21 protein-coding genes and 3 pseudogenes are annotated in these 25,017 nt (G+C 62.4%); 8 read left to right on the top strand and 16 right to left on the bottom strand.

Features of this window, described 5'->3' with window-relative positions; translation table 11 throughout:
• Positions 1 to 149: 149 nt before the first annotated feature.
• Both queD and M5B96_RS27245 read right to left on the bottom strand, forming a co-directional pair.
• Complete coding sequence (gene queD / locus M5B96_RS27250; RefSeq protein WP_248800065.1) at positions 150 to 506, bottom strand: 6-carboxytetrahydropterin synthase QueD; 357 nt, start codon at positions 504 to 506, stop codon at positions 150 to 152.
• An 84-nt stretch (positions 507 to 590) separates the two neighbouring features.
• Positions 591 to 1,670, bottom strand: a complete 1,080-nt coding sequence (locus M5B96_RS27245) for a patatin-like phospholipase family protein (RefSeq protein WP_248800064.1) — start codon at positions 1,668 to 1,670, stop codon at positions 591 to 593.
• Positions 1,671 to 1,851: 181 nt separating this feature from the next.
• Between M5B96_RS27245 and M5B96_RS27240 the strand changes: the two are divergent.
• The 8 genes and pseudogenes from M5B96_RS27240 to M5B96_RS32875 form a co-directional block, all read left to right on the top strand.
• Positions 1,852 to 1,950: pseudogene (locus tag M5B96_RS27240) on the top strand (peptidase); the annotation flags it as partial.
• Entirely contained in the window at positions 1,947 to 2,255 is a 309-nt protein-coding gene (locus M5B96_RS27235; protein WP_248800063.1) for a PepSY domain-containing protein, read from the top strand. The pseudogene M5B96_RS27240 and the gene M5B96_RS27235, both read left to right, overlap by 4 nt.
• Complete coding sequence (locus M5B96_RS27230) at positions 2,255 to 2,923, top strand: response regulator transcription factor (protein ID WP_248800062.1); 669 nt, start codon at positions 2,255 to 2,257, stop codon at positions 2,921 to 2,923. The genes M5B96_RS27235 and M5B96_RS27230 overlap by 1 nt, the downstream gene beginning before the upstream one ends.
• Positions 2,920 to 4,233: a sensor histidine kinase gene (locus M5B96_RS27225; protein WP_248800061.1), complete on the top strand. Its 1,314-nt coding sequence runs from the start codon at positions 2,920 to 2,922 to the stop codon at positions 4,231 to 4,233. The genes M5B96_RS27230 and M5B96_RS27225 overlap by 4 nt, the downstream gene beginning before the upstream one ends.
• A gap of 178 nt (positions 4,234 to 4,411) precedes the next feature.
• Positions 4,412 to 5,236, top strand: a pseudogene (locus tag M5B96_RS32890) (cache domain-containing protein); the annotation flags it as partial.
• Positions 5,237 to 5,272: 36 nt separating this feature from the next.
• Positions 5,273 to 6,094 carry a methyl-accepting chemotaxis protein gene (locus M5B96_RS32885; RefSeq protein WP_412548659.1) on the top strand — a complete coding sequence of 274 codons (822 nt, stop codon included), beginning with the start codon at positions 5,273 to 5,275 and terminating at the stop codon, positions 6,092 to 6,094.
• 336 nt (positions 6,095 to 6,430) lie between these two features.
• Positions 6,431 to 7,207 (top strand): annotated as a pseudogene (locus M5B96_RS32880) (cache domain-containing protein); the annotation flags it as partial.
• A gap of 84 nt (positions 7,208 to 7,291) precedes the next feature.
• Positions 7,292 to 8,113, top strand: a complete 822-nt coding sequence (locus tag M5B96_RS32875) for a methyl-accepting chemotaxis protein (RefSeq protein ID WP_412548658.1) — start codon at positions 7,292 to 7,294, stop codon at positions 8,111 to 8,113.
• Positions 8,114 to 8,227: 114 nt separating this feature from the next.
• Here M5B96_RS32875 and yegQ read toward each other — a convergent pair whose 3' ends face one another.
• The 14 genes from yegQ to M5B96_RS27145 form a co-directional block, all read right to left on the bottom strand.
• Positions 8,228 to 9,562 (bottom strand): tRNA 5-hydroxyuridine modification protein YegQ, encoded by a 1,335-nt coding sequence (gene yegQ / locus M5B96_RS27210; RefSeq protein ID WP_248800058.1) that lies wholly within the window; start codon positions 9,560 to 9,562, stop codon positions 8,228 to 8,230.
• A gap of 189 nt (positions 9,563 to 9,751) precedes the next feature.
• Positions 9,752 to 11,215, bottom strand: coding sequence for an NADH-quinone oxidoreductase subunit NuoN (gene nuoN, locus M5B96_RS27205; protein WP_248800057.1), 1,464 nt, complete (start codon positions 11,213 to 11,215; stop codon positions 9,752 to 9,754).
• Between the two features lie 7 nt (positions 11,216 to 11,222).
• The gene (gene nuoM, locus M5B96_RS27200; RefSeq protein ID WP_248800056.1) at positions 11,223 to 12,755 is read right to left on the bottom strand and encodes an NADH-quinone oxidoreductase subunit M; all 1,533 of its coding nucleotides are present in this window, start codon (positions 12,753 to 12,755) and stop codon (positions 11,223 to 11,225) included.
• Positions 12,756 to 12,795: 40 nt separating this feature from the next.
• Positions 12,796 to 14,649, bottom strand: a complete 1,854-nt coding sequence (nuoL, locus tag M5B96_RS27195) for an NADH-quinone oxidoreductase subunit L (RefSeq protein ID WP_248800055.1) — start codon at positions 14,647 to 14,649, stop codon at positions 12,796 to 12,798.
• Entirely contained in the window at positions 14,646 to 14,954 is a 309-nt protein-coding gene (nuoK, locus tag M5B96_RS27190; protein WP_100940069.1) for an NADH-quinone oxidoreductase subunit NuoK, read from the bottom strand. Before nuoK ends, nuoL begins: the two co-directional genes overlap by 4 nt.
• 3 nt (positions 14,955 to 14,957) lie before the next feature.
• Entirely contained in the window at positions 14,958 to 15,458 is a 501-nt protein-coding gene (gene nuoJ / locus M5B96_RS27185) for an NADH-quinone oxidoreductase subunit J (protein WP_248800054.1), read from the bottom strand.
• Positions 15,459 to 15,467: 9 nt separating this feature from the next.
• Entirely contained in the window at positions 15,468 to 16,016 is a 549-nt protein-coding gene (gene nuoI / locus M5B96_RS27180; RefSeq protein WP_032627864.1) for an NADH-quinone oxidoreductase subunit NuoI, read from the bottom strand.
• Between the two features lie 11 nt (positions 16,017 to 16,027).
• On the bottom strand, positions 16,028 to 17,035 hold the full coding sequence (nuoH, locus tag M5B96_RS27175) for an NADH-quinone oxidoreductase subunit NuoH (RefSeq protein WP_248800053.1): 1,008 nt from the start codon (positions 17,033 to 17,035) through the stop codon (positions 16,028 to 16,030).
• Positions 17,032 to 19,746: an NADH-quinone oxidoreductase subunit NuoG gene (gene nuoG / locus M5B96_RS27170; protein WP_248800052.1), complete on the bottom strand. Its 2,715-nt coding sequence runs from the start codon at positions 19,744 to 19,746 to the stop codon at positions 17,032 to 17,034. The genes nuoH and nuoG overlap by 4 nt, the downstream gene beginning before the upstream one ends.
• Positions 19,747 to 19,875: 129 nt before the next feature.
• Positions 19,876 to 21,231, bottom strand: a complete 1,356-nt coding sequence (gene nuoF, locus M5B96_RS27165) for an NADH-quinone oxidoreductase subunit NuoF (RefSeq protein ID WP_248800051.1) — start codon at positions 21,229 to 21,231, stop codon at positions 19,876 to 19,878.
• Positions 21,228 to 21,725: an NADH-quinone oxidoreductase subunit NuoE gene (gene nuoE / locus M5B96_RS27160; protein WP_040069325.1), complete on the bottom strand. Its 498-nt coding sequence runs from the start codon at positions 21,723 to 21,725 to the stop codon at positions 21,228 to 21,230. Before nuoE ends, nuoF begins: the two co-directional genes overlap by 4 nt.
• Positions 21,726 to 21,727: 2 nt before the next feature.
• Positions 21,728 to 23,512 (bottom strand): NADH-quinone oxidoreductase subunit C/D, encoded by a 1,785-nt coding sequence (gene nuoC, locus M5B96_RS27155; RefSeq protein ID WP_248800050.1) that lies wholly within the window; start codon positions 23,510 to 23,512, stop codon positions 21,728 to 21,730.
• 73 nt (positions 23,513 to 23,585) lie between these two features.
• Positions 23,586 to 24,260 (bottom strand): NuoB/complex I 20 kDa subunit family protein, encoded by a 675-nt coding sequence (locus M5B96_RS27150; RefSeq protein WP_100940076.1) that lies wholly within the window; start codon positions 24,258 to 24,260, stop codon positions 23,586 to 23,588.
• Positions 24,261 to 24,270: 10 nt separating this feature from the next.
• Positions 24,271 to 24,684, bottom strand: a complete 414-nt coding sequence (locus M5B96_RS27145) for an NADH-quinone oxidoreductase subunit A (RefSeq protein WP_010444610.1) — start codon at positions 24,682 to 24,684, stop codon at positions 24,271 to 24,273.
• Positions 24,685 to 25,017: the final 333 nt, after the last annotated feature.

The following is a 25,017-nucleotide window of genomic DNA, read 5'->3' as shown; positions in this document are numbered from 1 at the left end:
CCTGGTGGCAGGCCCGGCCTGCTGTAGAGACTGTTCCGCCGCCATCGCCGGCAAGCCGGCTCCCACAGGTCGGTGTTCGAGTTCAAGGCAGTTGGTAAATCCCGGGCATAAAAAAACCACCGCTACAGGTGGTTTTTTACCGGTGGGATTTACTCCCCGCGATAGATACAGCCGCTGGTGCAGGTCTCATGGATACGGATGGCTGACAACTCCGGCAGCAACGGTTTCAACTCCTGCCAGATCCACTTCGCCAGGTTCTCGCTGGTAGGGTTCTCAAGGCCCGGAATATCGTTCAGGTAGTTGTGGTCCAGACGCTCATACAGCGGCTTGAAGATCGCCTTGATCTCCGAGAAGTCACGGATCCAGCCAGTGTGCGGGTCCATCTCGCCGCTCAGATGAATCGCCACCTTGAACGAGTGACCATGCAGGCGACCGCATTTATGGCCGTCCGCTACGTGGGGCAGCTTGTGGGCGGATTCGAACGTAAACTCTTTGAAGATTTCCACGGTAATGTCAGCTCTGAAGGGTGGCCAGCGCGCAGCCGATGAATGCAGGGCGGCAGTTTAACAGCTTGCGCGGCGGCAAGCGCCTCAAAGCGCCGACAAGCGCTCCCCCAGACGGCCATTGTCGACCAGTTCGAGAAACTCGTCGCCCAGGCGTCGGCTCTGCTCCATCGCCTTGCGCCAATAGGCCTGGCGTCCCTGGTCGTCGCCCATATAACGCTTGAAATCATTACGATCAGGCAACTTGCCGTGGGGCAGCCGGGCCAGGTATTCCCGCGAAGGCGCCAGCAGCAGGACGTCCTGCAAACGCTCCGGATTGCCCCGGCGCCAGGGCAAGGTCTTGTCGAACCAGCCGGGAATGACCTTGTCGGTGAAGTGCGGATACAGCACCACGTCATCACCGCTATAGGGCAGGTCCAGGTGATAGTCCAGCAACCCGCCATCGCGGTAGGTGCCGCTGCCGACCCCGACGATATCGCGCACGCCCTCCATCACCATCGGGATCGATCCGGACGCCAGCAGGCCCTGGCGCAGATTATCGGCGCCCAAGGGCAGGCAGCGTGACGGGAAGTCATTGAGCGCCTGAAGGGGAGGGGCCCGTCGTGGATCATGGAGGATGACGCGTTCGAAGTGCCGTGACAGGCGCGAGCGCTTGACCAGGTTGTTGGCGATGACCGACGACAGCCCGAGTCCCAGGCGCCCCCGATGATCGTCGGCGAGCAGGCCGTGGCTCTTCACGATCACCACGTTCAGGCGATAATGGCTGTTGGTCAGGATCGACGCGTCGCGCCCGTCGAGCAGCTCATGGAGCATGCGTCGGCAGCTCGCGCTGACCTGGGCCATGGTCACGCCCTTGGCGAAGCTCTGTTCATTGTAGAGCTGGCCCAGCCGCGTAATGCCCTCGGCGGCATCCGGCAAGCAGGCACTGGCAAAGCGCCAGGCACCGATGGAAGCGCCGATCAGCGAACGCTCCCGCGGACTGCCCGGCAACCACTCGCCGAACAGCGCCAGGTCCAGCCCCTGGATGCCCAGGGCCTTGGGGCCGCCAGCCGCACCGGGCAGGGTGCCGACGTCGGCGGCTTTCAAGCCCTGCTCGCGAATGCGCCGCAGGGCTCGTTTGCCGGCCTTGAGGGTCAAGGCGGGAAACTTGATATGGATGGCAGTCATACAGTCCTCGTTCTACCGGGACAGGGATTATAGGGGAGGTCGCGCGCTTCGACTGCGCTTGCCCGGCAAAAGCCATGCGCCGGGGGCCCTGGCCTGCGACGAAATTCAGTTTCGATTAAGTTGCGACCCTTACCTTGGTGTTGCTGATATTGAGCGGAATGGGCAAGACAGCGACTTTACTTATCAGATAGAACTGCGCGACGCTCAGGGAATTGAGTGGGAGGTTGAATCGGACGCCATCGGCGGGCGGGTTCTCAAGGATCATCAGGACAGTCAATGACGTTGAATCTGCACCTCTGCGCCGCGCTCGTGCTTGCGGCCTCCGGTTCCCTGGCTTGCGCCAATGATCTGAACCAGGACGAAGCCCTGCGCTTGCGCCGCCAGGGCGTCATCATGCCGCTGGAGCAATTGCTGCAGCAGGCCTTGAATCACTATCCCGGGGCAAAACTGCTGGAAGCCGAACTGGTGAACCGGCATGACGTCTATGTCTATGACGTTGAGCTCCTGACCCGTGCCGGTGTCGTGCGGGATATCGAGCTGGATGCCAGCAGTGGTCGTTTATTAAAAGACAAGGAAGACGATTGATGCGGTTGTTGTTGGTGGAAGACCATGTGCCCTTGGCGGACGAGCTGTTGGCCAGCCTGACCCGGCATGGCTATGCCGTCGACTGGCTGGCCGATGGCCGTGATGCGCTTTTTCAAGGCGCGGTCGAGCCCTATGACCTGATCATTCTCGATCTTGGCCTGCCGGGCTTGCCGGGGCTTGAGGTGCTGCACAAATGGCGCGCCGATGGCTTGGCGGTACCGGTGCTGATCCTTACCGCGCGAGGCTCCTGGGCTGAACGTATCGAAGGGCTCAAGGCCGGTGCCGACGATTACCTGACCAAGCCGTTCCACCCGCAGGAGCTGCAGTTGCGGGTCCAGTCGTTGCTGCGCCGGGCCCGTGGCCAGGCCAACCAGCCGACCCTGAAGGCCGCCGGCCTGCATCTGGACGAAGGTCGCCAGTGCGTCAGCCGTGAGGATGGCGATGTCCAGCTCACGGCGGCGGAATTCAGGCTGTTGCGTTACTTCATGCTGCACCCGGAGCAGATCCTCTCGAAAAATCATCTGGCCGAGCATCTCTATGATGGCGAAACTGAACGAGACTCCAATGTACTGGAGGTGCATGTCAATCACCTGCGTCGCAAGCTCGGGCGCGGCGTGATTGAAACCCGCCGGGGCCAGGGTTATCGCTTTGGTGGCGCGGCCCGGTGAAGTCGATTCAGCGCCGTCTGAGCCTGGGATTGATCAGTGTATTGCTCGTCGCCGGGCTGGTGGTGGCGCCGACCAGTCTCTGGCTGTTCGAGCTGGGCCTGCAGCGCTATCTGGAGGACGGCCTGCACGCTGACAGCGAAAGCCTGCTGGTGGCGCTGGTACGCACTCCACAGGGCCTTAAGCTGGATGAGCGACGCTTGTCCCCAGCCTATCAACGGCCGTTTTCCGGACATTACTTTCGGATCGATTTCGCCGATCAGCACTGGCGCTCGCGTTCGCTCTGGGACCAGGAACTGCCCAGTGTCGAAAAGGCCGGATTGCACGCCAACCTGCAACTGGGGCCGGAAGGGCAGATGCTGCTGGTGCTGCGTTCGGACTACCGGCGCCTGGGCCAGTCGATCAGCATCAGCGTGGCCCAGGACTACAGTCCGGTCCGTCGCAGTTTCCAGCTGATGCAACGTATCGGCCTGGGCATCGGCCTGAGCGCGCTGATCGCCATTCTGCTGTTGCAGCGGGTCACCGTGCGCCGAGCCCTGCGCCCGCTGGAAAATGCCCGCAAGCAGATTGCCCAGCTACAACAAGGGCAGCGCACCCAACTTGATACCCAGGTGCCGGTGGAACTGGAACCGCTGGTGTCACAGATCAATCGTCTGCTGGCCCACACCGAGGGCAGCCTCAAGCGTTCGCGCAACGCCCTGGGCAATCTCGGGCACGCCCTCAAGACGCCATTGGCGGTCATGCTGAGCCTGACCTCCTGCGCGGCATTGGAGGCGCACCCGCATCTGCGCCAGACCCTGCGTGAACAGTTGGAGCAGATCCAGCAACGCCTGGAGCGGGAGCTGGGACGTGCCCGGCTGGCGGGGGATACCTTGCCCGGCGCGGCCTTCGATTGCGATACGGAACTGCCGGCGCTGTTCTCGACCTTGCGCATGATCCATGGCGAGCACCTCAACCTGGAGCATGGGGTGGTTCCCGGCTTGCAGCTGCCCTGGGATCGCGAGGACCTCCTGGAACTGCTCGGCAACCTGTTGGACAACGCCTGCAAGTGGGCCGATGCGCAGGTACGCCTGAGTATCGTCGAAGTCTCGGCGGGTTATCGCCTGGGGATCGAGGATGATGGTCCGGGTATTCCGCCGCAGAGTCGGGCCGAGGTGTTCAGCCGCGGTACCCGATTGGACGAACAGACCCGCGGACATGGGCTGGGCCTGGCGATAGTGCGTGATATCGTCGAGGCCTGGGGCGGCGATCTGCGCTTGTCGAGCAGCCCGCTGGGCGGGCTGCTGGTAACGGTCGACGTGCCACGTCGCTAGACCCGGGACGGGGCCCTCGGGCGGTTGACTGAGGTGGGAGGAGCGAGAATAGAGTCAACGAGTAATTGGCTGATAGCCGTAGCACAGCATTTGCGTGTATCAATAGCCACTATGCTCAACTTCGCCCGTCCCAAGCCGTTAACCCGTTGAGCATCTATTCCTATAAGAGAGCATCATCATGGGTCTGAGCCTGAAGACGAAAGTCGTGTCCCTCGCGGTACTACCGGTATTGCTCTGTGCTCTGGTGATCAGCCTGACCACGGTCTGGATGCTGCAGAATCAGGCCAGGGATGAGGTCGAGGAAACCCATCAGCGGTTGCTCTCGGAGTCCAAGGCGACCTTGCAGAACTACGTCACCCAGGCGATCACCGCGATCAAGCCGCTCTACGATGCGTCGGCCCAGGGCGACATGGTGGCCCGGGCCCAGGCGGTGAAACTGCTGTCGAGTATCAAGTATGGCAAGGACGGTTACTTTTTCGGCTACGACTCGCAGATCGTACGGGTGTTCAAGAGCGACAACCCCGATGGCGTGGGCAAGAACTTCAAGGATGCCCGCGACCCGAATGGTGTCTACGTCAACCGTGACCTGGTCCAGGTCGCCAAGGACGGTACGCATTTCCTGAAATACAGCGCGTCGCTGGCCACCAACGAGCAAGTGTTGGTGCCCAAGATCGGTTACACCGAATTCCTGCCCAAGTGGGATATGGCCATCGGTACCTTTATCAACCTCGACGGCATCGATGCCCAGGTCGCGGAGTTGGAGACCAAGGTCCATCAGCGTATGGAGGGGGTGATCCTGAGCATCCTCGGGATCACCGCCGTGGTGCTGCTGGTGATCGCGGTCCTTGGGATATGGATGGCCAATGCCATTTTGCGTCCGTTGCAACTGATGAAGCTCAGCCTGGACGATATCGCGGCCGGGGAGGGCGACCTGACACGGCGCCTGGCGATCACCAGCCAGGACGAACTGGGGCAGTTGGCCGGTTCTTTCAATCGGTTTGTCGACAAGATCCATGGCCTGGTGCGGCAGATCACTGAAATGACCGTGCAACTGACCACCCTGGTCTCCCAGGTCAGCGACCAGGCCCAGCGTTCAGAACTGGCGATGGAACGTCAGCGCCACGAAACCGACCAGGTGGCCACGGCGATCAACCAGATGTCCTCGGCGGCCCAGGAAGTGGCGCGTAGCGCGCAAGGGGCGGCAGTCGCCGCGCAGCAGACCGATGTCGAGGGCAAGACCGCCAAGCGCGTGGTCGACGGCAGCATCGAACAGATCCATGCGCTGGTGAAGGACATCCGCCATAGCGGCACGTCCCTGGACAGCCTGCAGCAGGACGTGACTTCGATTGTCAGCGTACTCGGGGTGATTCGTTCGATTGCCGAGCAGACCAACCTGCTGGCGCTCAACGCCGCCATCGAGGCCGCGCGGGCCGGCGAGGCGGGCCGTGGTTTTGCGGTGGTGGCCGATGAGGTGCGGGCGCTGGCCAGTCGGACCCAGCAAAGCACCCAGGAAATCCAGGGCATGATCGACCGCCTGCAACAGGGCACGCAGGTGGCGGTAGAGGCCATGCGCCGTTCCAGCGAGGCCGGCGACGGCACTTCGGACCGGGCCAACGAGGCTGGTGCGTCATTGGATACCATGGCGCAGTTGATCGGCACCATCAACGCGATGAACGCGCAGATTGCCAGTGCCGCCGAGGAGCAGACCGCGGTGGCCGAAGAGATCAACCGCAGCGTGCAGCAGATCGCCACCGCGGTGGACAGCGTCGCCGATGAAACCCAACGAGGCGCCCAGACTTCCCGCAGCCTGGCGGAGCTGGGACGGAGCCTGGGCAAGCTGGTGGGGCAGTTCCGGATTTAAAAGCATCGCCGGCAAGCCGGCGCCCGCAGGTTTTTCAGTCGCACCCAAGCCTCGGGTACGACTCGCGCACTGTGGGGGCCTGCAAGCAGGCTCCCGGCGCGCACCAGGCCAGGATACTACCGGGCCCTTGTGGGAGCCGGCTTGCCGGCGATAGTGTCCGTCCAGGCGGCCGATACCTATACCTGCGCTGGATCCCGCAACAACGCGCCGAATCGCATAAATTTCCTTGGCGCTCATGATGTGCTGTTCGTCGTCCTGTCATAGCCACTATGCTCAACTTTGCTCGCCCCAAGCCGTTAACCTGTTGACTGTCTATTCCTATAAGAGAGCATCATCATGCGCCTGAGCCTGAAGACCAAAGTCGTGTCCCTCGCGGTACTGCCGGTAATGCTCTGCGCCCTGGTGATCAGCCTGACCATGGTGTGGATCTTGCAAAACCAGGCCAAGGATGAAGTGGAGGAAACCCGCCAGCGTCTGCTGTCGGAGGCCAAGGTGACCTTGCAGAATTACGTCAATCTGGCGATCACCGCGATCAAGCCGCTCTACGACGCGTCGGCCCAGGGCGACATGGTGGCCCGGGCCCAGGCGGTGAAACTGCTGTCGAGTATCAAGTTCGGCAAGGACGGTTACTTCTTTGGCACCGACTCGCAGATCGTGCGGGTGTTCAAGAGCGACAACCCCGACGGTATCGGCAAGAATTTCAACGACGCCCACGACGCGAATGGCGTCTACTTCACCCGCGAGCTGGTGCGGGTCGCCAGGGACGGTAGTCATTACCTGAGATACAGCGCGTCGCTGGCCACCAACGAGCAAGTGTTGGTGCCCAAGATCGCCTACACCGAATTCCTGCCCAAGTGGGATATGGCCATCGGTACCTTCGTCAACCTCGATGGCATCGAGGCTCAGGTCGCCGAGGTCGAGGCCAAGGTCCATCAACGTATGGAAGGGGTGGTCCTGAGCATCTTCGGGATTGCCCTGGTGGTGTTGCTGGTGATCGCGTTCGTCGGAGTGCTGATGGGCAATAGCATTTTGCGCCCGTTGCAACTGATGAAGCTCAGCCTGGACGATATCGCGGCCGGGGAGGGCGACCTGACACGGCGCCTGGAGATCACCAGCGAGGATGAACTGGGACAGTTGGCCGGCTCTTTCAACCGTTTTGTCGACAAGATCCATGGCCTGGTGCGGCAGATCAGCGACATGACCGTGCAACTGACCACCCTGGTCTCCCAGGTCAGCGACCAGACCCAGCGTTCGGAACAGGCGATGGAGCGACAACGCCACGAAACCGACCAGGTGGCCACGGCGATCAACCAGATGTCCTCGGCGGCCCAGGAAGTGGCACGTGGCGCGCAAGGGGCGGCGGTCGCCGCGCAGCAGACCGATGCCGAGGGCAAGACCGCCAAGCGCGTGGTCGACGGCAGCATCCAACAGATCCATGCACTGGTGAAGGACATCCGTCACAGCGGCACCACCCTGGACAGCCTGCAGCAGGACGTGACTTCGATTGTCAGCGTACTCGGGGTGATTCGTTCGATTGCCGAACAGACCAACCTGCTGGCGCTCAACGCCGCCATCGAGGCCGCGCGGGCCGGTGAGGCGGGGCGTGGTTTTGCGGTGGTGGCCGATGAAGTGCGGGCGCTGGCCAGTCGGACCCAGCAGAGCACCCAGGAAATCCAGGGCATGATCGACCGCCTGCAACAGGGCACGCAGGTGGCGGTGGAAGCCATGCGCCGTTCCAGCGAGGCCGGCGACGGCACTTCGGACCGGGCCAACGAGGCCGGTGCGTCGCTGGATACCATGGCGCAGTTGATCGGCACCATCAACACCATGAACGCACAGATCGCCAGTGCCGCCGACGAGCAGACCGCGGTGGCCGAAGAGATCAACCGCAGCGTGCACCAGATCGCCTCGGCGGTGGACAGCGTCGCCGATGAAACCCAGCGCAGTGCCCAGACTTCCCGCAGCCTGGCGGAGCTGGGACAGAGCCTGGGCAAGTTGGTGGGGCAGTTCCGGATCTAACAGGCCAGCCCCTACAGTTTTGTGTCTGACGCAATTCCTGCGTACGGCACAGATACTGTGGGAGCGTGTCCGGCTTTAACTGGGTGGTATCAGGGCCTGCTTGCCATCCACAGTTTATTGTTCGCCGGTCGTGACATCCCGCATCAACAACCCGAACCGCAACTCCACCTCATCCGGTACCGGCAGGTACACCGTGTGCCCATCCCCGGGCGCTACCTCGATCCGCTCGCCGCGCTCATTGTGCAGCTCATCCAGATCGAAATGCAGATTGCCCGCGGGGGTCATCAGCTCCAGATGATCGCCCAGCCCAAAGCGGTTCTTCACCTTGACCTGGGCCAGCCCTTCGCGCCGTTCCCCCGTCAGCTCCCCGACAAACTGCTGGCGTTCCGAAACCGAGCTGCCGTGCTGGTAATTCTGATACTCGTCATGCACATGGCGACGCAGGAAACCCTCTGTGTAGCCGCGCTGGGCCAATGACTCGAGGTCATGCATCAGGCTGCGATCAAACGCCCGCCCGGCCACGGCATCATCAATCGCCCGGCGATAGACCTGGGTCGTTCGCGCGCAGTAGAAATGCGATTTGGTCCGACCTTCGATCTTCAGCGAATGCACGCCCATGCCCGTCAATCGCTCGACATGCTGCACGGCGCGCAGGTCCTTGGCGTTCATGATGTAGGTGCCGTGCTCGTCCTCGAAGGCCGGCATCGACTCATCCGGTCGCTGGGCTTCCTGGAGCAGGAACACCTGCTCGGTCGGCGCCCCGAGACCGAGGGTCGGTTCGACGGGATCGAACGCCTGGACAATCTCGCCCAGCAGGTTCTCCGTGGCCGGCTGCGCCTTGTACTGCCAACGGCAGGCATTGGTGCAACTGCCCTGGTTGGCATCGCGGCGATTCATGTAGCCGGAGAGCAGGCAGCGCCCGGAATAGGCCATGCACAGCGCGCCGTGGACGAACACCTCCAGCTCCATGTCCGGTACTTGCTCGCGGATCTCGCCGATTTCCTCCAGGGACAGTTCCCGGGAGAGGATGATCCGGCTCAGCCCCAGTTGCTGCCAGAAGCGCACGCTGGCCCAGTTCACCGTATTGGCCTGCACCGACAGGTGGATCGGCATCTGCGGAAAATACTCGCGTACCAGCATGATCAGCCCGGGGTCGGACATGATCAGCGCATCCGGGGCCATGTCGATCACCGGCGCCAGGTCCTTGAGAAAGGTCTTGAGCTTGGCATTGTGCGGGGCGATGTTCACCACCACATAGAAGCGCTTGCCCTGGGCCTGGGCTTCCTGGATGCCAAGGGCCAGGTTGGCGTGGTCGAACTCGTTGTTGCGCACCCGCAGGCTGTAGCGCGGCTGGCCGGCGTAGACCGCATCGGCGCCATAGGCGAAGGCGTAGCGCATGTTCTTCAGGGTGCCGGCGGGGGCCAGCAGTTCGGGGGAGGGGAGGGCCATGGTCGGATCGTTCGCAAAAGGTCGCGAGGCTAAGGCATTTGGAGTCCGGGGTTATTGATCTGGGTCTATGGTGCATCACTCCCTGCAGGAGCCGGCAAGTCGGCTCCTGCAAGGTATTCTCGGACCTTGAAAACAAAACACCCCGCCGGAGTTGCCTCGGGCGGGGTGTCGGGTACAGCCGGCGACTGTTTAGCTCGCCAGTATCGCGTGTTGCACCAGTTCCAGCAGCGGTTGCGGGTACAGGCCGAGGAAGAAGGCCAGTACCGCGATCGCCAGCAGCATCACGCCGCCAGCCTGCTGTTCCCAGTGTAGCTGGGCATCGACACGACGCAGGTTCGGTTCGATCAGGTACAGGGTGACCATCACGCGCAGGTAGTAGAACACGCCGATGGCACTGCCCAGCACCAGCGAACCGATCAGCCACCAGTGATGGGACTCGACACCGGTCGCGATGATGTAGAACTTGCCGATAAAGCCGGCGGTCAGCGGGATACCGGCCAGCGACAGCATCATCACGGTCAGTACCGCGGTCAGGTACGGACGGCGCCAGAACAGGCCGCGGTACTCGTACAGGGCATCCGCGTCACGGCCCTTGTAAGGCGAGGACATCAGGGTGATCACGCCGAACGCGCCGAGGCTGGTGATCACGTAGGTGACCAGGTACACGCCCATGGCTTCCACGGCCATGCCCTTGCTCGCCACCAGGGCGATCAGCAGGTAGCCGAAGTGGGCGATGGAGGAATAACCGAGCAGACGCTTGAGGTTGTTCTGGGTCAGCGCCAGCAGGTTACCCACCAGGATCGAAGCGATGGCGATCACCGCCAGCACATTGCTCAGTACACCACTGCTGGCCACCGGCGAGATCTGGAACAGACGGATCATCACGGCGAACACCGCGACCTTGCTGGCAGTGGCGAGGAACGCCGCCACCGGCGCCGGCGCGCCTTCGTAGACGTCCGGGGTCCACAGGTGGAACGGCACCAGCGACAGCTTGAACGCCAGGCCGACCAGCATCATGCCCAGGCCCAGTTGGGCGATCGGGCTTGGCAGGCCGGTGGCGGCCAGGGCGTGACCGATACCGCTGAAGCTCAGGGTGCCGGCTTCGGCGTAGAGCAGGGCCATGCCGAACAGCAGGAAGGCCGAACCCGCGGCCGACAGCACCATGTACTTGATGCCGGCTTCCAGCGAGCGCTTGTTGAAGAAGGCATAAGCCACCAGGCCGTAGACCGGTACCGAGAGCAGTTCCAGGCCGATGAACAGGCTGGCCAGGTGCTGCGCGCTGACCAGGACCAGGCCGCCGGCGGCGGCCATCAGGATCAGCAGGTAGAGTTCTTCTCGGTTGCCCGGGTAGCCATCGCCGCCATCACCCAGGTAGGCATGGGCGAGGGTGACGCAGGCCAGGGTGGCGACCAGGATCAGGGCCATGTACAGGCAGGCGAAGTCATCGATCTGGATCAGCGTTGTCACCGCCAGTGGCGCGACTTTCAACGCCGGTATGATCGACAGCAGCGCCAGGTTGAGACCGGCCACCGAAAGCAGGAAGGTCTGTGAGTGGTTGCGGCGCCAGGCGATCGCCAGCATCACCACGACAACGGTGAGACTGGTGATCAGCAGCGGTGCAAGCGCAATAAAATGTTGAGTCGTCAGGTCCATAGCGCTCTTACCGGGCCGAAGCGAGTTGAGTGAAGGCGGTGCCGAGCCACTGCTGCACACCATGCATGGTGGCGGCGGAAGTATCGAGGAACGGTTGCGGGTACACGCCGATGTAGATCAGCAGCACCGCCAGTCCCAGCACCATGATCAGTTCGCGGCCATCCATGCCATGCATCACGGCATCGGATTTGGACGGGCCGAAGTAGGCACGGTGAATCATGATCAGCGAGTAGACCGAACCGAACACCAGGCCCGAAGTGGCAATCGCGGTAATCCACGGTGCCGCGACGAAGGTGCCGATCAGGATCAGGAACTCGCCGACGAAGTTGCCGGTACCTGGCAGGCCCAGCGACGCGGCCGCGAAGAACAGGCTGATGGCCGGCAGGTAGGCGATCTTCGACCACAGGCCACCCATTTCACGCATGTCGCGGGTGTGGGTGCGCTCGTAGAGTTGGCCACTGAGGATAAACAGTGCCGCCGCCGACAGGCCGTGGGCGAGCATCTGGATCACCGCGCCTTGCAGGGCCTGCTGGCTGCCGGAGTAGATCCCGATCAGCACGAAGCCCATGTGCGAAACGCTGGAGAAGGCGATCAGGCGCTTGATGTCGGTTTGCGCGAAGGCCAGGAACGCGCCGTAGAAGATCCCGATCAGACCCAGGGTCATGGCAATCGGCGCGAACTCGGCCGAGGCATTCGGGAACAGCGGCAGGGCGAAACGCAACAGACCGTAGGCAGCGGTTTTCAGCAAGATACCGGCCAGGTCCACGGAGCCGGCGGTCGGCGCCTGGGCGTGGGCGTCCGGCAGCCAGGAGTGGAACGGCACCACTGGCAGCTTCACCGCGAAGGCGATGAAGAAACCGAGCATCAGGATGTACTCGGTGGTCAACGACATCTTGGTTTTCAACAGGTCGGTGTAGTTGAACGTCATCACACCGGTGTTGTTGAAGTTGACCAGTACCAGACCGAGGATCGCCACCAACATGATCAGGCCGGAAGCCTGGGTGAAGATGAAGAACTTGGTCGCCGCGTAGATCCGGGTTTTCTTGCCGTCCGAAGAACTGTGACCCCAGAGCGCGATGAGGAAGTACATCGGCACCAGCATCATTTCCCAGAAGAAGAAGAACATGAACAGGTCGAGGGCGAGGAACACGCCGATGACACCGCCCAGGATCCACATCAGGTTCAGGTGGAAGAAGCCCACGCGATGCTGGATCTCTTTCCACGAGCAGAGTACCGAGAGGATACCCAGCAGGCCGGTCAGCAGGATCATCAGCAGCGACAGGCCGTCGAGGGCCAGGTGCACGTTGATGCCGAAGCGCTGGATCCAGACGTGCTTGAACTCAAGCGCGAAGGTCGGATCGGCGCCAGGCGCCGGGGCCAGGTGGAAATCCCCGTGGGCCCACAGCCAGAGGCCGAGGGCAAGTTCGAGGGACATGGTCAGCAGCGCGATCCAGCGCGGGAGGGTGGCGCTGAAACGCTCACCCAGCCAGCACAGCAGGCCACCGATAAAGGGGATCAGGATTAGCCAAGGCAGAATCATGACGGGCTCAATTCCTTTCGCAATGTCGCAAGGTTCATAGTCAGACCGCTACCAGCACAATGGCGCCCAGCACCACGACGGCACCGGCGGCGATCGACGCGGCATACCAGCGCAGCTGACCGGTCTCGGTGCGGCTCAGGGCGTTGTGACCGCCTTTGGCCAGACGCGGGATCAGGCCGATGGTCTGGTCGAGCGGGTCTTTGCGCAGCAGATGACTGATCGCCAGGTACGGCTTGACGAACAGCTTGTCGTAGATCCAGTCGAAGCCCCAGGCGGCGAACCACCAGGCTGAAAGGAAACGGCCGATGCCGCTGTTGGCGACCGCCGTGACGAAACGCCGCTTGCCGAGGAACAGCACCGCGGCCAGCAGGATACCGGCCAGGGCGATGGCGCCCGAGGTGATTTCCAGGCTGTGCTTGGCTTCGCCGCCGGCATGCCCGGCGCTTTCCGGCAGGACGCCGGCCAGTGGCGGATGAATCCAGGCACCGATGAAGGTCGACAGCACGATCAGCACGCCCAGTGGCAGCCAGTGGGCGATCCCGTGGCCGGCGTGGGCTTCGGTCTTGGCTTCACCGTGGAAGGTGATGAAGATCAGGCGGAAGGTGTACAGCGAGGTCATGAACGCGCCGACCAGGCCTGCATAGAGCAGATTCTGGTTACCGCTGGCGAAGGCTTCCCAGAGGATTTCATCCTTGGAGTAGAAACCGGCAGTGACGATCGGCAGGGCGGCCAGGGCGGCACCACCGACGATGAAGCTGGTGTAGGCCAACGGCAGTTTCTTCCACAGGCCGCCCATCTTGAAGATGTTCTGCTCGTGATGGCAGGCGACGATCACCGCACCGGACGCGAGGAACAGCAGGGCCTTGAAGAAGGCGTGGGTCATCAGGTGGAAGATCGCGCCTTCCCAGGCACCGACGCCCAGGGCCAGGAACATGTAGCCGATCTGGCTCATGGTCGAGTAGGCGAGGATCCGCTTGATGTCGGTCTGGACCAGGGCGGCGAAGCCGGCCAGGACCAGGGTCACGCCGCCGACGATGCCGACCAGGTGCAGGATATCCGGCGCCAGGCTGAACAGACCGTGGGTTCGGGCGATCAGGTAGACACCGGCGGTGACCATGGTCGCGGCGTGGATCAGTGCCGAAACCGGGGTCGGACCGGCCATCGCGTCCGCCAGCCAGGTCTGCAGCGGCAGTTGCGCGGATTTACCGACCGCACCACCGAGCAGCATCAGGGTCGCCAGGACGATCCAGAAGTCGCCGACCTTGAAGTGCTCCGGCGCCTTGACCAGCAGTTCCTGGATATTCAGCGTGCCCAACTGGGTGAACAGGATGAACAGGCCGATGGCCATGAACACGTCGCCGATCCGGGTGACGATAAAGGCCTTGAGGGCGGCGTTACCGTTGTTGCGGTTGCTGTAGTAGAAACCGATCAACAGGTAGGAGCACAGGCCCACGCCTTCCCAGCCGAAGTACAGGAACAACAGGTTATCGCCGAGGACCAGGAACAGCATGCTGGCGATAAACAGGTTGGTGTAGGCGAAGAAGCGCGAGTAACCGTCTTCACCGCGCATGTACCAGGAGGCGAACAGGTGGATCAGGAAACCCACGCCGACCACCACGCCGAGCATGGTGATCGACAGGCCGTCGACGTACAGGGCGAAGTTGGGGGCAAAGCCCGCCACCGACATCCACTGCCACAGCACCAGGGTGTAGTGGCCGCCCTCGGGCGGCGCGACGTTGAATTGCCAGATCACATAGGCGGCGACGATGGCCGACAGGCCGATGGAGCCGACGCCGATCAGGGCCGAGAGGTTTTCCGAGAGGCGTCCACGGGAGAACGACAGCAGCAGGAAACCGAGCAGGGGGAATACGAAAGTCAGAAAGATCATGTTCATCCGCGCATCTCACTGGCAGCGTCGATATCGAGCGTGTGGAAGCGGCGATACAGTTGCAGCAGGATCGCCAGGCCGATACTGGCCTCGGCGGCTGCCAGGCTGATCACCAGGATGAACATGATCTGTCCATCCGGCTGCGCCCAACGGGAGCCCGCGACGATGAAGGCCAGGGCGGCGGCGTTCATCATCACCTCCAGGCTCATCAGCACGAAAAGGATGTTACGGCGGACCATCAGGCCGATCAGGCCGAGGCTGAACAGGATGCCGGCGACGGCCAGGCCATGTTCAAGAGGGATAGCAGGCATGAATTACTCCTTCGCCTCGTTGCGGCCCAAGTGGAATGCCGTGATGGCTGCGGCGAGCAGCAGCATCGAGGCGAGTTCGACCGCCAGCAGGTACGGGCCGAACAGGCTGATGCCCACGGCCTTGGCGCCCACGGTGGTTTGACCGATAGCCACGCCGCTGCCGTGGCTGAACAGCACATAGAGCAGTTCGAGCAGCAGCAGGGCGGAGAGGATCACCGGACCGATCCAGATTCCCGGCTTGAGCCAGTCACGTTCTTGCAGCACCGAAGCCGGACCGAGGTTCAGCATCATCACCACGAACACGAACAGCACCATGATGGCACCGGCGTAGGCGATCACTTCCAGGGCCCCGGCAAACGGCGCACCGAGACTGAAGAAGGTCATCGCCACGGCGATCAGCGAGATAATCAGGTAGAGCAGGGCATGCACAGGGTTGGTGTTGGTGATCACGCGCAGCGTGGACAGAACAGCGACACCCGATGCGAAATAGAAAGCGAATTCCATCGTTCTTCCTTAAGGCAGCAAGCTCTTCACGTTGATCGGCTCGGCTTCGTTCTGGGCAGCGCCTTTCGGCTTCCCGGCAACGGCCATCCCTGCAACACGATAGAAGTTGTAATCAGGATTCTTGCCGGGGCCGGAGATCAGCAGATCTTCTTTCTCGTACACCAGGTCCTGACGTTTGAACTCGGCCATTTCGAAATCCGGTGTCAACTGGATCGCGGTGGTCGGGCAGGCTTCCTCGCAGAGGCCGCAGAAAATGCAGCGCGAGAAGTTGATGCGGAAGAACTCCGGGTACCAACGACCGTCGTCGGTTTCGGCTTTCTGCAGCGAGATGCAACCCACCGGGCAGGCCACGGCGCACAGGTTGCAGGCCACGCAGCGCTCTTCGCCGTCGGGGTCGCGGGTCAGCACGATGCGACCGCGATAGCGCGGCGGCAGGTATACCGCCTCTTCCGGGTATTGCAGGGTGTCGCGTTTGCGGAAGCCATGGCCGAAAACCATCACCAGGCTTCGCAACTGGGTACCGGTACCCTTAACGATGTCGCCAATATATTTGAACATGGGTCAAATCCTCACTGAACCGCGCCCGCAGGCGTGTTCAACAACACAATCGCAGCGGTCACCAGCATGTTGATCAGGGTCAGCGGCAGGCAGAATTTCCAGCTGAAGTCCATCACCTGGTCATAGCGTGGGCGCGGAATCGAAGCGCGCAGCAGGATGAACAGCATGATGAAGAACGCGGTCTTCAAGGCGAACCAGATGAACGACAGTTGCGGCAGGATGCCGAACGGACCGTGCCAGCCACCGAAGAACAGGGTGACCAGCAACGCCGAGATCAGGATGATGCCGATGTACTCGCCAACGAAGAACATGCCCCATTTCATGCCGGCATATTCAATGTGGTAACCGTCGGCCAGTTCCTGTTCCGCTTCCGGCTGGTCGAAGGGGTGACGGTGAGTCACGGCCACGCCGGCGATGAAGAAGGTCAGGAAGCCGAAGATCTGCGGAATCACGAACCACAGGTGTTGGGCCTGGTAGTCGACGATGTCGCGCATGTTGAACGAGCCGACCTGGATCACGATGCCCATCAGCGACAGGCCCATGAACACTTCATAGGACACGGTCTGCGCCGAGGCGCGCAAGCTGCCCAGCAGGGCGTACTTGTTGGCGCTCGACCAGCCGGCGAACAGCACCGCGTAGACCGACAGACCGGCCATGGCGAAGAAGAACAGCAGGCCGATGTTCAGGTCCGCGACACCCCAGGTCGGGGTGATCGGGATGATGGCGAAGGCGATCAGCAGGGCGCTCATGGCCACTACCGGTGCCAGGGTGAAGATCACCTTGTCGGCAAACGGTGGTGTCCAGTCTTCCTTGAAGAACATCTTCAGCATGTCGGCGGCGATCTGGAACATGCCGAACGGGCCGACGCGGTTCGGACCGTAGCGGTCCTGCCACCAGCCCAGCAGGCGCCGTTCGACGAAGCTCAGCAAGGCGCCGCAGACCACCACGGCCAGCAGCACCACGATGGCCTTGACGACCGAGAGGATCACGTCGATCACTTCAGGGGTGAACCAGGTCATTGAGCTGCCTCCTGCAGACCGTCAACGGACTTGCCAAAGATTGCCGGAGGAATGCCCGCCAGGCCGGCCGGCAAGGCCACCAGGCCAGCACCCAGCTCTTCGTTGATGCGCAGCGGCAGACGCAGGGTGGTGCCGGCAACGCTCAGGCTGAGCAGGGCGCCGTCGTTGACGCCCAGGCGATCGGCTTCGGACTTGGCCAGGGACACGTAGGCGGCCGGGATGCGCTCTTGTACCGGTGCGGCTTTCGAGGAGGTTTCCTCGCTGCCGAACAGGTGGAAGAACGGCACCACTTGCCAGGTGCCCTGGGCCGGGTTGAAGGCGCGTGGGACATTGGCGAACCAGTTCAGCGAGTCGCCCTGGCTTTCGATCAGGCGGGTGCCCGGGTCGCCAGCGCGGATATGACCACCGACTTCGTCCTGGAACTTGTTCCAGGCCTGTGGCGAGTTCCAGCCCGGCGACCAGGCGAACGGCACCTGTTGGCGCGGTTCGACGGAGCCCGAGTAACCTTCCATGGAGAAGGCGAACGCGGTGTCGTCATCCTGGGAGGTACGCGGTTCGTGCACGCTGATATTGGCGCGCATGGCGGTCCGGCCGGAGTAACGCAGCGGTTCGCGGGCCAGTTTCATGCCCTTGATGCGGAACGCGGCGGAAGGCGCGGCGTCGACGATACGCGCCAGTTGCGGCGTGCTCGCAGCGCAAGCGGCGGTGACGTGGTCCAGTTGGGTCCAGTCGATCGGCTGGTTGAGCAGGGTCGCGCGCAGGGCATGCAGCCAGCGCCAGCCTTCATGGACCAGGATGCTGGCATCAAGGTACTTCGGATCGAAGACCTGGAAGAAGCGCTGGGCGCGGCCTTCCTGGCTGACCAGGGTGCCGTCGCCTTCGGCGAAGCTGGCCGCTGGCAGGACCAGGTGGGCGCGGTCGCTGGTGGCGGTTTTCTGATGGTCGGCAACGATCACTACTTTCGCGGCGTTCAGGGCGGCGTCGACCTTGGCCTTGTCGGTGCGGGTATACAGATCGTTTTCCAGCACGACGATGGCGTCAGCCTTGCCGTCGATCACCGCTTGCAGGGCGGCGTCCAGGGACTCGCCACCGAACATGGCCAGGCCGAGGCTGTTGGCTTCCGGCACGATCAGGCTGATGGAACCGTTCTTCTCGCGCAGCTTCAAGGCCTTGGCGATGTTCGCCGCGGCTTCGATCAGCGCCTTGGAACCCAGGGAGGTGCCGGCGATGATCAGTGGGCGCTTGGCCGCCAGCAGGGCGTCGGCAATGCGTTGGGCCAGGGCCAGGGCTTCGGCGTCCAGGCCGGCGACGGCCGGGGCGCTGGCATCGAGGGCGTGGGCCACGGCGAAACCGATGCGGGCCAGGTCGTCGGGCGCGGCGTGCACGCACTCTTCGGCGATGTCGTCGAGCTTGGTTTCAGCCAGGCTGGCGATAAACAGTGGGTTCAGCGCGTGCTGGCCGATGTTCTTCACCGCGGCGTCGAGCCAAGGCTGGACGCGCATGGCCTCGGCCATGTCCTCGGCCTTGCCCTTGACCGACTGGCGCAGGGCCAGGGCCATGCGCGCGGCGGTCTGGGTCAGGTCTTCACCGAGGACGAACACGGCGTCGTGGTCTTCGATGTCGCGCATGTTCGGCACTGGCAGCGGGCTGTCGTTCAGCACTTGCAGGACCAGGCGGATGCGTTCCAGCTCGGCGGCTTCGATACCCGAGTAGAAGTGCTCGGCACCGACCAGCTCGCGCAGGGCGAAGTTGCTTTCCAGGCTGGCGCGGGGCGAACCGATACCGACGATATTGCGTCCGCGCAGCAGCTCGGCGGCTTTATCCAGGGCTTCGTCCAGGCTCAGCTTGGCGCCGTTGGCCAGCAGTGGCTGGCGCGGGCGGTCTTCGCGGTTGACGTAGCCATAGCCGAAACGGCCACGGTCGCAGAGGAAGTACTGGTTGACCGAACCGTTGAAGCGGTTTTCGATCCGCCGCAGTTCGCCGTAGCGCTCGCCCGGGCTGATGTTGCAACCGCTGGAGCAGCCATGGCAGATGCTCGGCGAGAACTGCATGTCCCACTTGCGGTTGTAGCGCTCGGAGTGGGTCTTGTCGGTGAACACACCGGTCGGGCAGACCTCGGTGAGGTTGCCGGAGAATTCGCTTTCCAGGGTGCCGTCTTCGACGCGACCGAAGTACACGTTGTCGTGGGCACCGAACACACCGAGGTCGGTACCGCCGGCGTAGTCCTTGTAGAAGCGTACACAGCGATAGCAGGCGATGCAGCGGTTCATCTCGTGGGCGATGAACGGGCCGAGCTCCTGGTTCTGGTGGGTGCGCTTGGTGAAGCGATAACGGCGCTCGTTGTGGCCGGTCATCACGGTCATGTCTTGCAGGTGGCAGTGACCGCCTTCCTCGCAGACCGGGCAGTCGTGCGGGTGGTTGGTCATCAGCCATTCGACGACGCTGGCGCGGAAGACTTTGGCTTCCTCGTCGTCGATGGAGATCCAGCTGCCGTCGGAAGCCGGGGTCATGCAGGACATGACGATACGACCACGCTTGTCGTTCTCGTCGTTGAACTGCTTGACCGCGCACTGGCGACAGGCACCGACGCTACCGAGCGCGGGGTGCCAGCAGAAATAAGGGATGTCGAGGCCTAGCGACAGACACGCCTGTAACAGGTTGTCTGCCCCATCGACTTCGAGCGCTTTGCCGTCTACGTGGATAGTGGCCATGGTTCAAAGTTCTTCGTTGGCCCGCGTCTGCGGGCGTGGCTAATGGAATCCTGGTCCTCGCCTGGCGCATCACAAGTGCGTCTTCAGGCGAGCAAGAGGGCGGCACGGGCCGCCCTCCCTTTCGATACGTTATGCGCCGACTACGATCGGCCGCGCCAAAGGCGGGACGGCTGCACTCTTGTGTGCGATGCCAGCCTCGAACTCCGGACGGAAATACTTGATGGCGCTGCCCAATGGCTCGACGGCACCCGGTGCGTGGGCACAGAAGGTCTTGCCCGGGCCGAGGAAACCGACCAGACCCAGCAGGGTCTCGATATCGCCGGCCTGGCCTTCGCCGTTCTCCAGCGCGCGCAGCAGCTTGACGCTCCACGGCAGGCCGTCGCGGCAAGGGGTGCAGAAACCGCACGACTCGCGGGCGAAGAACTCTTCCATGTTGCGCAGCAGCGAAACCATGTTGACGCTGTCGTCCACCGCCATGGCCAGGCCGGTACCCATGCGGGTGCCGACCTTGCCGATGCCGCCGGCATACATTTGCGCGTCCAGGTGTTCGGGCAGTAGGAAACCGGTACCGGCGCCGCCTGGCTGCCAGCACTTGAGCTTGAAGCCATCGCGCATGCCACCGGCGTAGTCTTCGAACAGCTCGCGGGCGGTGATGCCGAACGGCAGTTCCCACAGGCCAGGGTTCTTCACTTTGCCGGAGAAGCCCATCAGCTTGGTGCCGTGGTCTTCGCTGCCTTCGCGGGCGAGGGATTTGTACCAGTCGATGCCGTTGCCGATGATCGCCGGCACGTTGCACAGGGTCTCGACGTTGTTCACGCAGGTCGGCTTGCCCCAGACGCCGACGGCGGCGGGGAAGGGCGGCTTGGAGCGCGGGTTGGCGCGACGGCCTTCGAGGGAGTTGATCAGCGCGGTTTCTTCACCGCAGATATAACGCCCGGCGCCGGTGTGGACGAACAGCTCGAAGTCGAAGCCGCTGCCGAGGATATTCTTGCCCAAGAGGCCGGCGGCCTTGGCTTCTTCCACCGCACGGTTGAGGTGCTTGGCGGCAGTGACGTATTCACCGCGCAGGAAGATGTAGCCACGGTAGGTTTTCAGCGCGCGGGCGCTGATCAGCATGCCTTCGATCAGCAGATGGGGCAGTTGCTCCATCAGCATGCGGTCCTTCCAGGTGTTCGGCTCCATTTCATCCGCGTTGCACAGCAGGTAGCGGATGTTCATGGATTCGTCTTTGGGCATCAGGCCCCACTTCACCCCGGTGGGGAAGCCGGCACCGCCACGCCCCTTGAGGCCGGCGTCCTTCACGGTCTGGACGATATCGTCCGTGGCCATGTCGGCGAAGGCCTTGCGCGCGGCGGCGTAGCCGTTCTTGGCCTGGTACTCGTCGAGCCACACGGGTTCTGCGTCATCACGCAGGCGCCAGGTCAACGGGTGGGTTTCCGCCGACCGCGCAATGCGGTTGGCGGGGCCGAAGGAAGTCAGGGTCATACGTAGCCCTCCAGCAGTTTGGCAACGCCGGCTGGCTGGACGTCGCCGAAGGTGTCGTCGTCGATCATCAGCGCCGGGGCCTTGTCGCAATTGCCGAGGCAGCAGACGGGCAGCAGGGTGAAGCGACCGTCGGCGGTGGTTTGACCCAGGCCGATGCCGAGCTTGCTCTGGATCTCGCCGACCACCGATTCATGGCCGCCGATGTAGCAGACCATGCTGTCGCAGACGCGAATGATGTGGCGACCGACCGGCTGGCGGAAGATCTGGCTGTAGAAGGTCGCGACGCCTTCGACGTCGCTGGCCGGAATCCCGAGGATCTCGCCGATGGCGTAGAGCGCGCCGTCAGGCACCCAGCCACGTTCCTTCTGGACGATCTTCAGGGCTTCGATGGACGCCGCGCGCGGGTCTTCGTAGTGATGCAACTCGTGCTCGATGGCCGAGCGCTCGGTTTCGCTCAAGGCGAAACGGTCTGTCTGGATAAGCGGGCTGTTCATGCTTAGCGGTCCACGTCGGCCATAACGAAGTCGATACTACCCAGGTACGCGATCAAGTCCGCGACCATGCTGCCTTTGATCACCGAAGGGATCTGTTGCAGATGCGGGAAGCTTGGAGTGCGGATCCGGGTACGGTAGCTCATGGTGCCGCCGTCGCTCGTCAGGTAATAACTGTTGATGCCCTTGGTCGCTTCGATCATCTGGAAGGATTCGTTGGCCGGCATCACCGGGCCCCACGAAACTTGCAGGAAGTGCGTGATCAGGGTCTCGATGTGCTGCAACGTGCGCTCTTTCGGCGGCGGCGTGGTCAGCGGGTGATCCGCCTTGTACGGGCCTTCCGGCATGTTGCGCATGCACTGGTCGATGATCTTGATGCTCTGGCGCATTTCTTCGACGCGCACCATGCAGCGATCGTAGGCGTCGCCGTTGGCCGCCAGCGGGACTTCGAACTCGAAGTTCTCGTAGCCGGAGTACGGACGCGCTTTACGCAGGTCGAAATCGCAACCGGTGGAGCGCAGGCCGGCACCGGTGACGCCCCATTCCAGGGCTTCCTTGGTGTTGTAGGCGGCGACACCGACGGTCCGACCCTTGAGGATGCTGTTCTGCAGGGCGGCCTTGGTGTACTCGTCGAGGCGTTTTGGCAGCCAGTCGACGAATTCCTTGACCAACCGATCCCAGCCGCGTGGCAGGTCGTGGGCAACGCCGCCGATGCGGTACCAGGCCGGGTGCAGGCGGAAACCGGTGATGGCTTCGATGACCTTGTAGGCGCGCTGGCGGTCGGTGAAGGTGAAGAACACCGGGGTCATGGCGCCGACGTCCTGGATATAGGTACCCAGGAACAGCAGGTGGCTGGTGATCCGGAAGAACTCGGCCATCATGATGCGGATGGTGTCGACCCGGTCCGGCACCTTGATGCCGGCCAGCTTCTCGACCGAGAGCACGTACGGCAGGTTGTTCATCACCCCGCCGAGGTAGTCGATCCGGTCGGTGTAGGGGATGAAGCTGTGCCAGGACTGGCGCTCGGCCATTTTCTCGGCGCCACGGTGGTGGTAGCCGATGTCCGGGACGCAGTCGACGACTTCTTCGCCGTCCAGTTGCAGGATGATCCGGAAGGCACCGTGGGCCGAAGGGTGGTTCGGACCCAGGTTGAGGAACATGTAGTCCTCGTTGGCCCCGGAACGCTTCATGCCCCAGTCTTCCGGACGGAAGCGCGCGGCCTCTTCCTCAAGCTGTTGCTTGGCCAGGGTCAGGCTGAACGGATCGAACTCGGTGGCACGGGCCGGGAAGTCCTTGCGCAGCGGGTGACCTTCCCAGGTCGGCGGCATCATGATGCGCGACAGGTGCGGGTGGCCGGGGAAATCGATGCCGAACATGTCCCAGACTTCACGCTCGTACCAGTTGGCGTTTGGCCAGATACCGGTCACGGTCGGGATGCTCAGGTCGCTCTCGGAGAGGGCGACCTTGATCATCACGTCGCTGTTACGTTCCAGCGACATCAGGTGATAGAACACGGTGAAGTCGGCGCCGCTCGGCAGGCCTTGGCGCTTGGTGCGCAGACGCTCGTCCACGCCGTGCAGGTCATAGAGCATGACGTACGGCTTGGGCAGGTTGCGCAGGAAGGTCAGGACTTCGACGAGCTTGGCCCGGGTCACCCAGAGCACCGGCATGCCGGTGCGGGTGGCCTGGGCGGTAAAGGCCTCGGGGCCGAAACGGTTGTTCAGTTCGACGACCACATCCTGGTCGTCAGCCTTGTAAGGCGGGATGTACAGAGCACTGCCTGTAGTCATGGTTTCTTATCGCTTTCGGTCAACGTAAAGAATGAAGCCAGCTTCTCGTTTCTTTTTACAGAGCGGATCTGGATCAGACTTCGTCGGGGCTGCGCAGGTTGGTGACCTGAATACGCTGTTCGCGGCGCTGTTCCTTTTGCGACGGCATCTCGGCGCGATATACGCCTTGATCACCGACGACCCAGGAAAGTGGGCGACGCTCCTGGCCAATCGACTCCTGCAACAGCATCAAGCCTTGCAGGAAAGCCTCGGGACGGGGCGGGCAGCCAGGCACGTAGACGTCCACGGGCAGGAACTTGTCCACGCCCTGGACCACGGAGTAGATGTCGTACATGCCGCCGGAGTTGGCGCACGAACCCATGGAGATGACCCACTTGGGCTCGAGCATTTGCTCGTAGAGACGCTGGATGATCGGCGCCATCTTGATGAAGCAGGTGCCGGCAATAACCATGAAATCCGCCTGGCGCGGCGATGCCCGGATAACCTCGGCGCCGAAGCGGGCGATGTCGTGGGGCGCCGTGAAGGCGGTGGTCATTTCCACATAGCAGCAGGACAAGCCGAAGTTGTACGGCCACAGGGAGTTCTTGCGCCCCCAGTTGACCGCGCCGTTCAGCACGTCTTCCAGCTTGCCCATGTAGATGTTCTTGTGGACTTGATCCTCTAACGGATCGGAAACGGTTTCCCGTTGGCCGATCGGGTACTGCTCGTTAGGCGCATCCGGGTCGATTCGAGTGAGATTGTATTGCATTGCCAAAGCCTCATTGTTTCAGCTTCGCCTGCCGCTTCTGACGAGCTTGCGGAGCCCAATCAAGCGCCCCCACTCGGTAAAGGTAGACAAGACCTGCCAACAGAATTGCTATGAAAACGAGAGCTTCGACGAATCCGGTCCAGCCGCTTTCGCGGACGGACACAGACCATGCAAAGAGAAAGAGGGCTTCGATATCGAAGATCACGAACAGCATCGCGACCAGATAGAATTTGGCGGAGAGCCGCAAGCGGGCGCTACCGGTGGGCAGCATGCCGGACTCGAACGGTTCGTTTTTGCTGCGGCCCCAGGCTTTTGACCCGAGGAGGCTGGAAAGACCGAGCATGAAGGCGCAGAGGCCGACGACGCCGAGCAGGAAAATGGCAAAGCCCCAGTTGTGGGCCATGAGTCCGGTCGCTTCGGTCATGCGGGTAATCCTTAACAGAGCGCAAAGGTCTCTGAGCGTGATAAAGAAGTAAAAACAGTGACGATATGTCGCAGTGCAATCTAGCCCGGTGATTTTATGGCTAAACACCGGGCAAGTAAATTTTCTATAGCGAAATTATTGGCTGGAATAAGGACATGTCGAGGTCTCGATGGCTCGCAGGCCATGTACTGTGGGCATTAGGGGCCTTTTTGTTAATTATGTTTTATCAGCATTGTAATGAACGAAGTGAATATTGAATGATAATTGATATCATCTAGGTTGGTCCAATGCTTGTTGCCGGCTGCGACGGGAAGTGTAGTGGCTTTAACCGAG

The sequence above is a fragment of the Pseudomonas sp. MWU13-2105 genome (genome assembly GCF_023242315.1).
Classification (GTDB): domain Bacteria; phylum Pseudomonadota; class Gammaproteobacteria; order Pseudomonadales; family Pseudomonadaceae; genus Aquipseudomonas.
The sequence above is the reverse complement of the archived record's forward strand: the minus strand, read 5'-3'. Positions and strand labels throughout refer to the sequence as shown.

Coding starts and splice junctions, on each gene's coding strand:
- M5B96_RS27245 (WP_248800064.1), bottom strand. CDS start 1,670: ATGACTGCCATCCATATCAAGTTTCCCGCCTTGACCCTCAAGGCCGGC.
- M5B96_RS27235 (WP_248800063.1), top strand. CDS start 1,947: ATGACGTTGAATCTGCACCTCTGCGCCGCGCTCGTGCTTGCGGCCTCC.
- M5B96_RS27230 (WP_248800062.1), top strand. CDS start 2,255: ATGCGGTTGTTGTTGGTGGAAGACCATGTGCCCTTGGCGGACGAGCTG.
- M5B96_RS32885 (WP_412548659.1), top strand. CDS start 5,273: ATGACCGTGCAACTGACCACCCTGGTCTCCCAGGTCAGCGACCAGGCC.
- M5B96_RS32875 (WP_412548658.1), top strand. CDS start 7,292: ATGACCGTGCAACTGACCACCCTGGTCTCCCAGGTCAGCGACCAGACC.
- yegQ (WP_248800058.1), bottom strand. CDS start 9,562: ATGGCCCTCCCCTCCCCCGAACTGCTGGCCCCCGCCGGCACCCTGAAG.
- nuoN (WP_248800057.1), bottom strand. CDS start 11,215: ATGGACCTGACGACTCAACATTTTATTGCGCTTGCACCGCTGCTGATC.
- nuoM (WP_248800056.1), bottom strand. CDS start 12,755: ATGATTCTGCCTTGGCTAATCCTGATCCCCTTTATCGGTGGCCTGCTG.
- nuoL (WP_248800055.1), bottom strand. CDS start 14,649: ATGAACATGATCTTTCTGACTTTCGTATTCCCCCTGCTCGGTTTCCTG.
- nuoK (WP_100940069.1), bottom strand. CDS start 14,954: ATGCCTGCTATCCCTCTTGAACATGGCCTGGCCGTCGCCGGCATCCTG.
- nuoJ (WP_248800054.1), bottom strand. CDS start 15,458: ATGGAATTCGCTTTCTATTTCGCATCGGGTGTCGCTGTTCTGTCCACG.
- nuoI (WP_032627864.1), bottom strand. CDS start 16,016: ATGTTCAAATATATTGGCGACATCGTTAAGGGTACCGGTACCCAGTTG.
- nuoH (WP_248800053.1), bottom strand. CDS start 17,035: ATGACCTGGTTCACCCCTGAAGTGATCGACGTGATCCTCTCGGTCGTC.
- nuoG (WP_248800052.1), bottom strand. CDS start 19,746: ATGGCCACTATCCACGTAGACGGCAAAGCGCTCGAAGTCGATGGGGCA.
- nuoF (WP_248800051.1), bottom strand. CDS start 21,231: ATGACCCTGACTTCCTTCGGCCCCGCCAACCGCATTGCGCGGTCGGCG.
- nuoE (WP_040069325.1), bottom strand. CDS start 21,725: ATGAACAGCCCGCTTATCCAGACAGACCGTTTCGCCTTGAGCGAAACC.
- nuoC (WP_248800050.1), bottom strand. CDS start 23,512: ATGACTACAGGCAGTGCTCTGTACATCCCGCCTTACAAGGCTGACGAC.
- M5B96_RS27150 (WP_100940076.1), bottom strand. CDS start 24,260: ATGCAATACAATCTCACTCGAATCGACCCGGATGCGCCTAACGAGCAG.
- M5B96_RS27145 (WP_010444610.1), bottom strand. CDS start 24,684: ATGACCGAAGCGACCGGACTCATGGCCCACAACTGGGGCTTTGCCATT.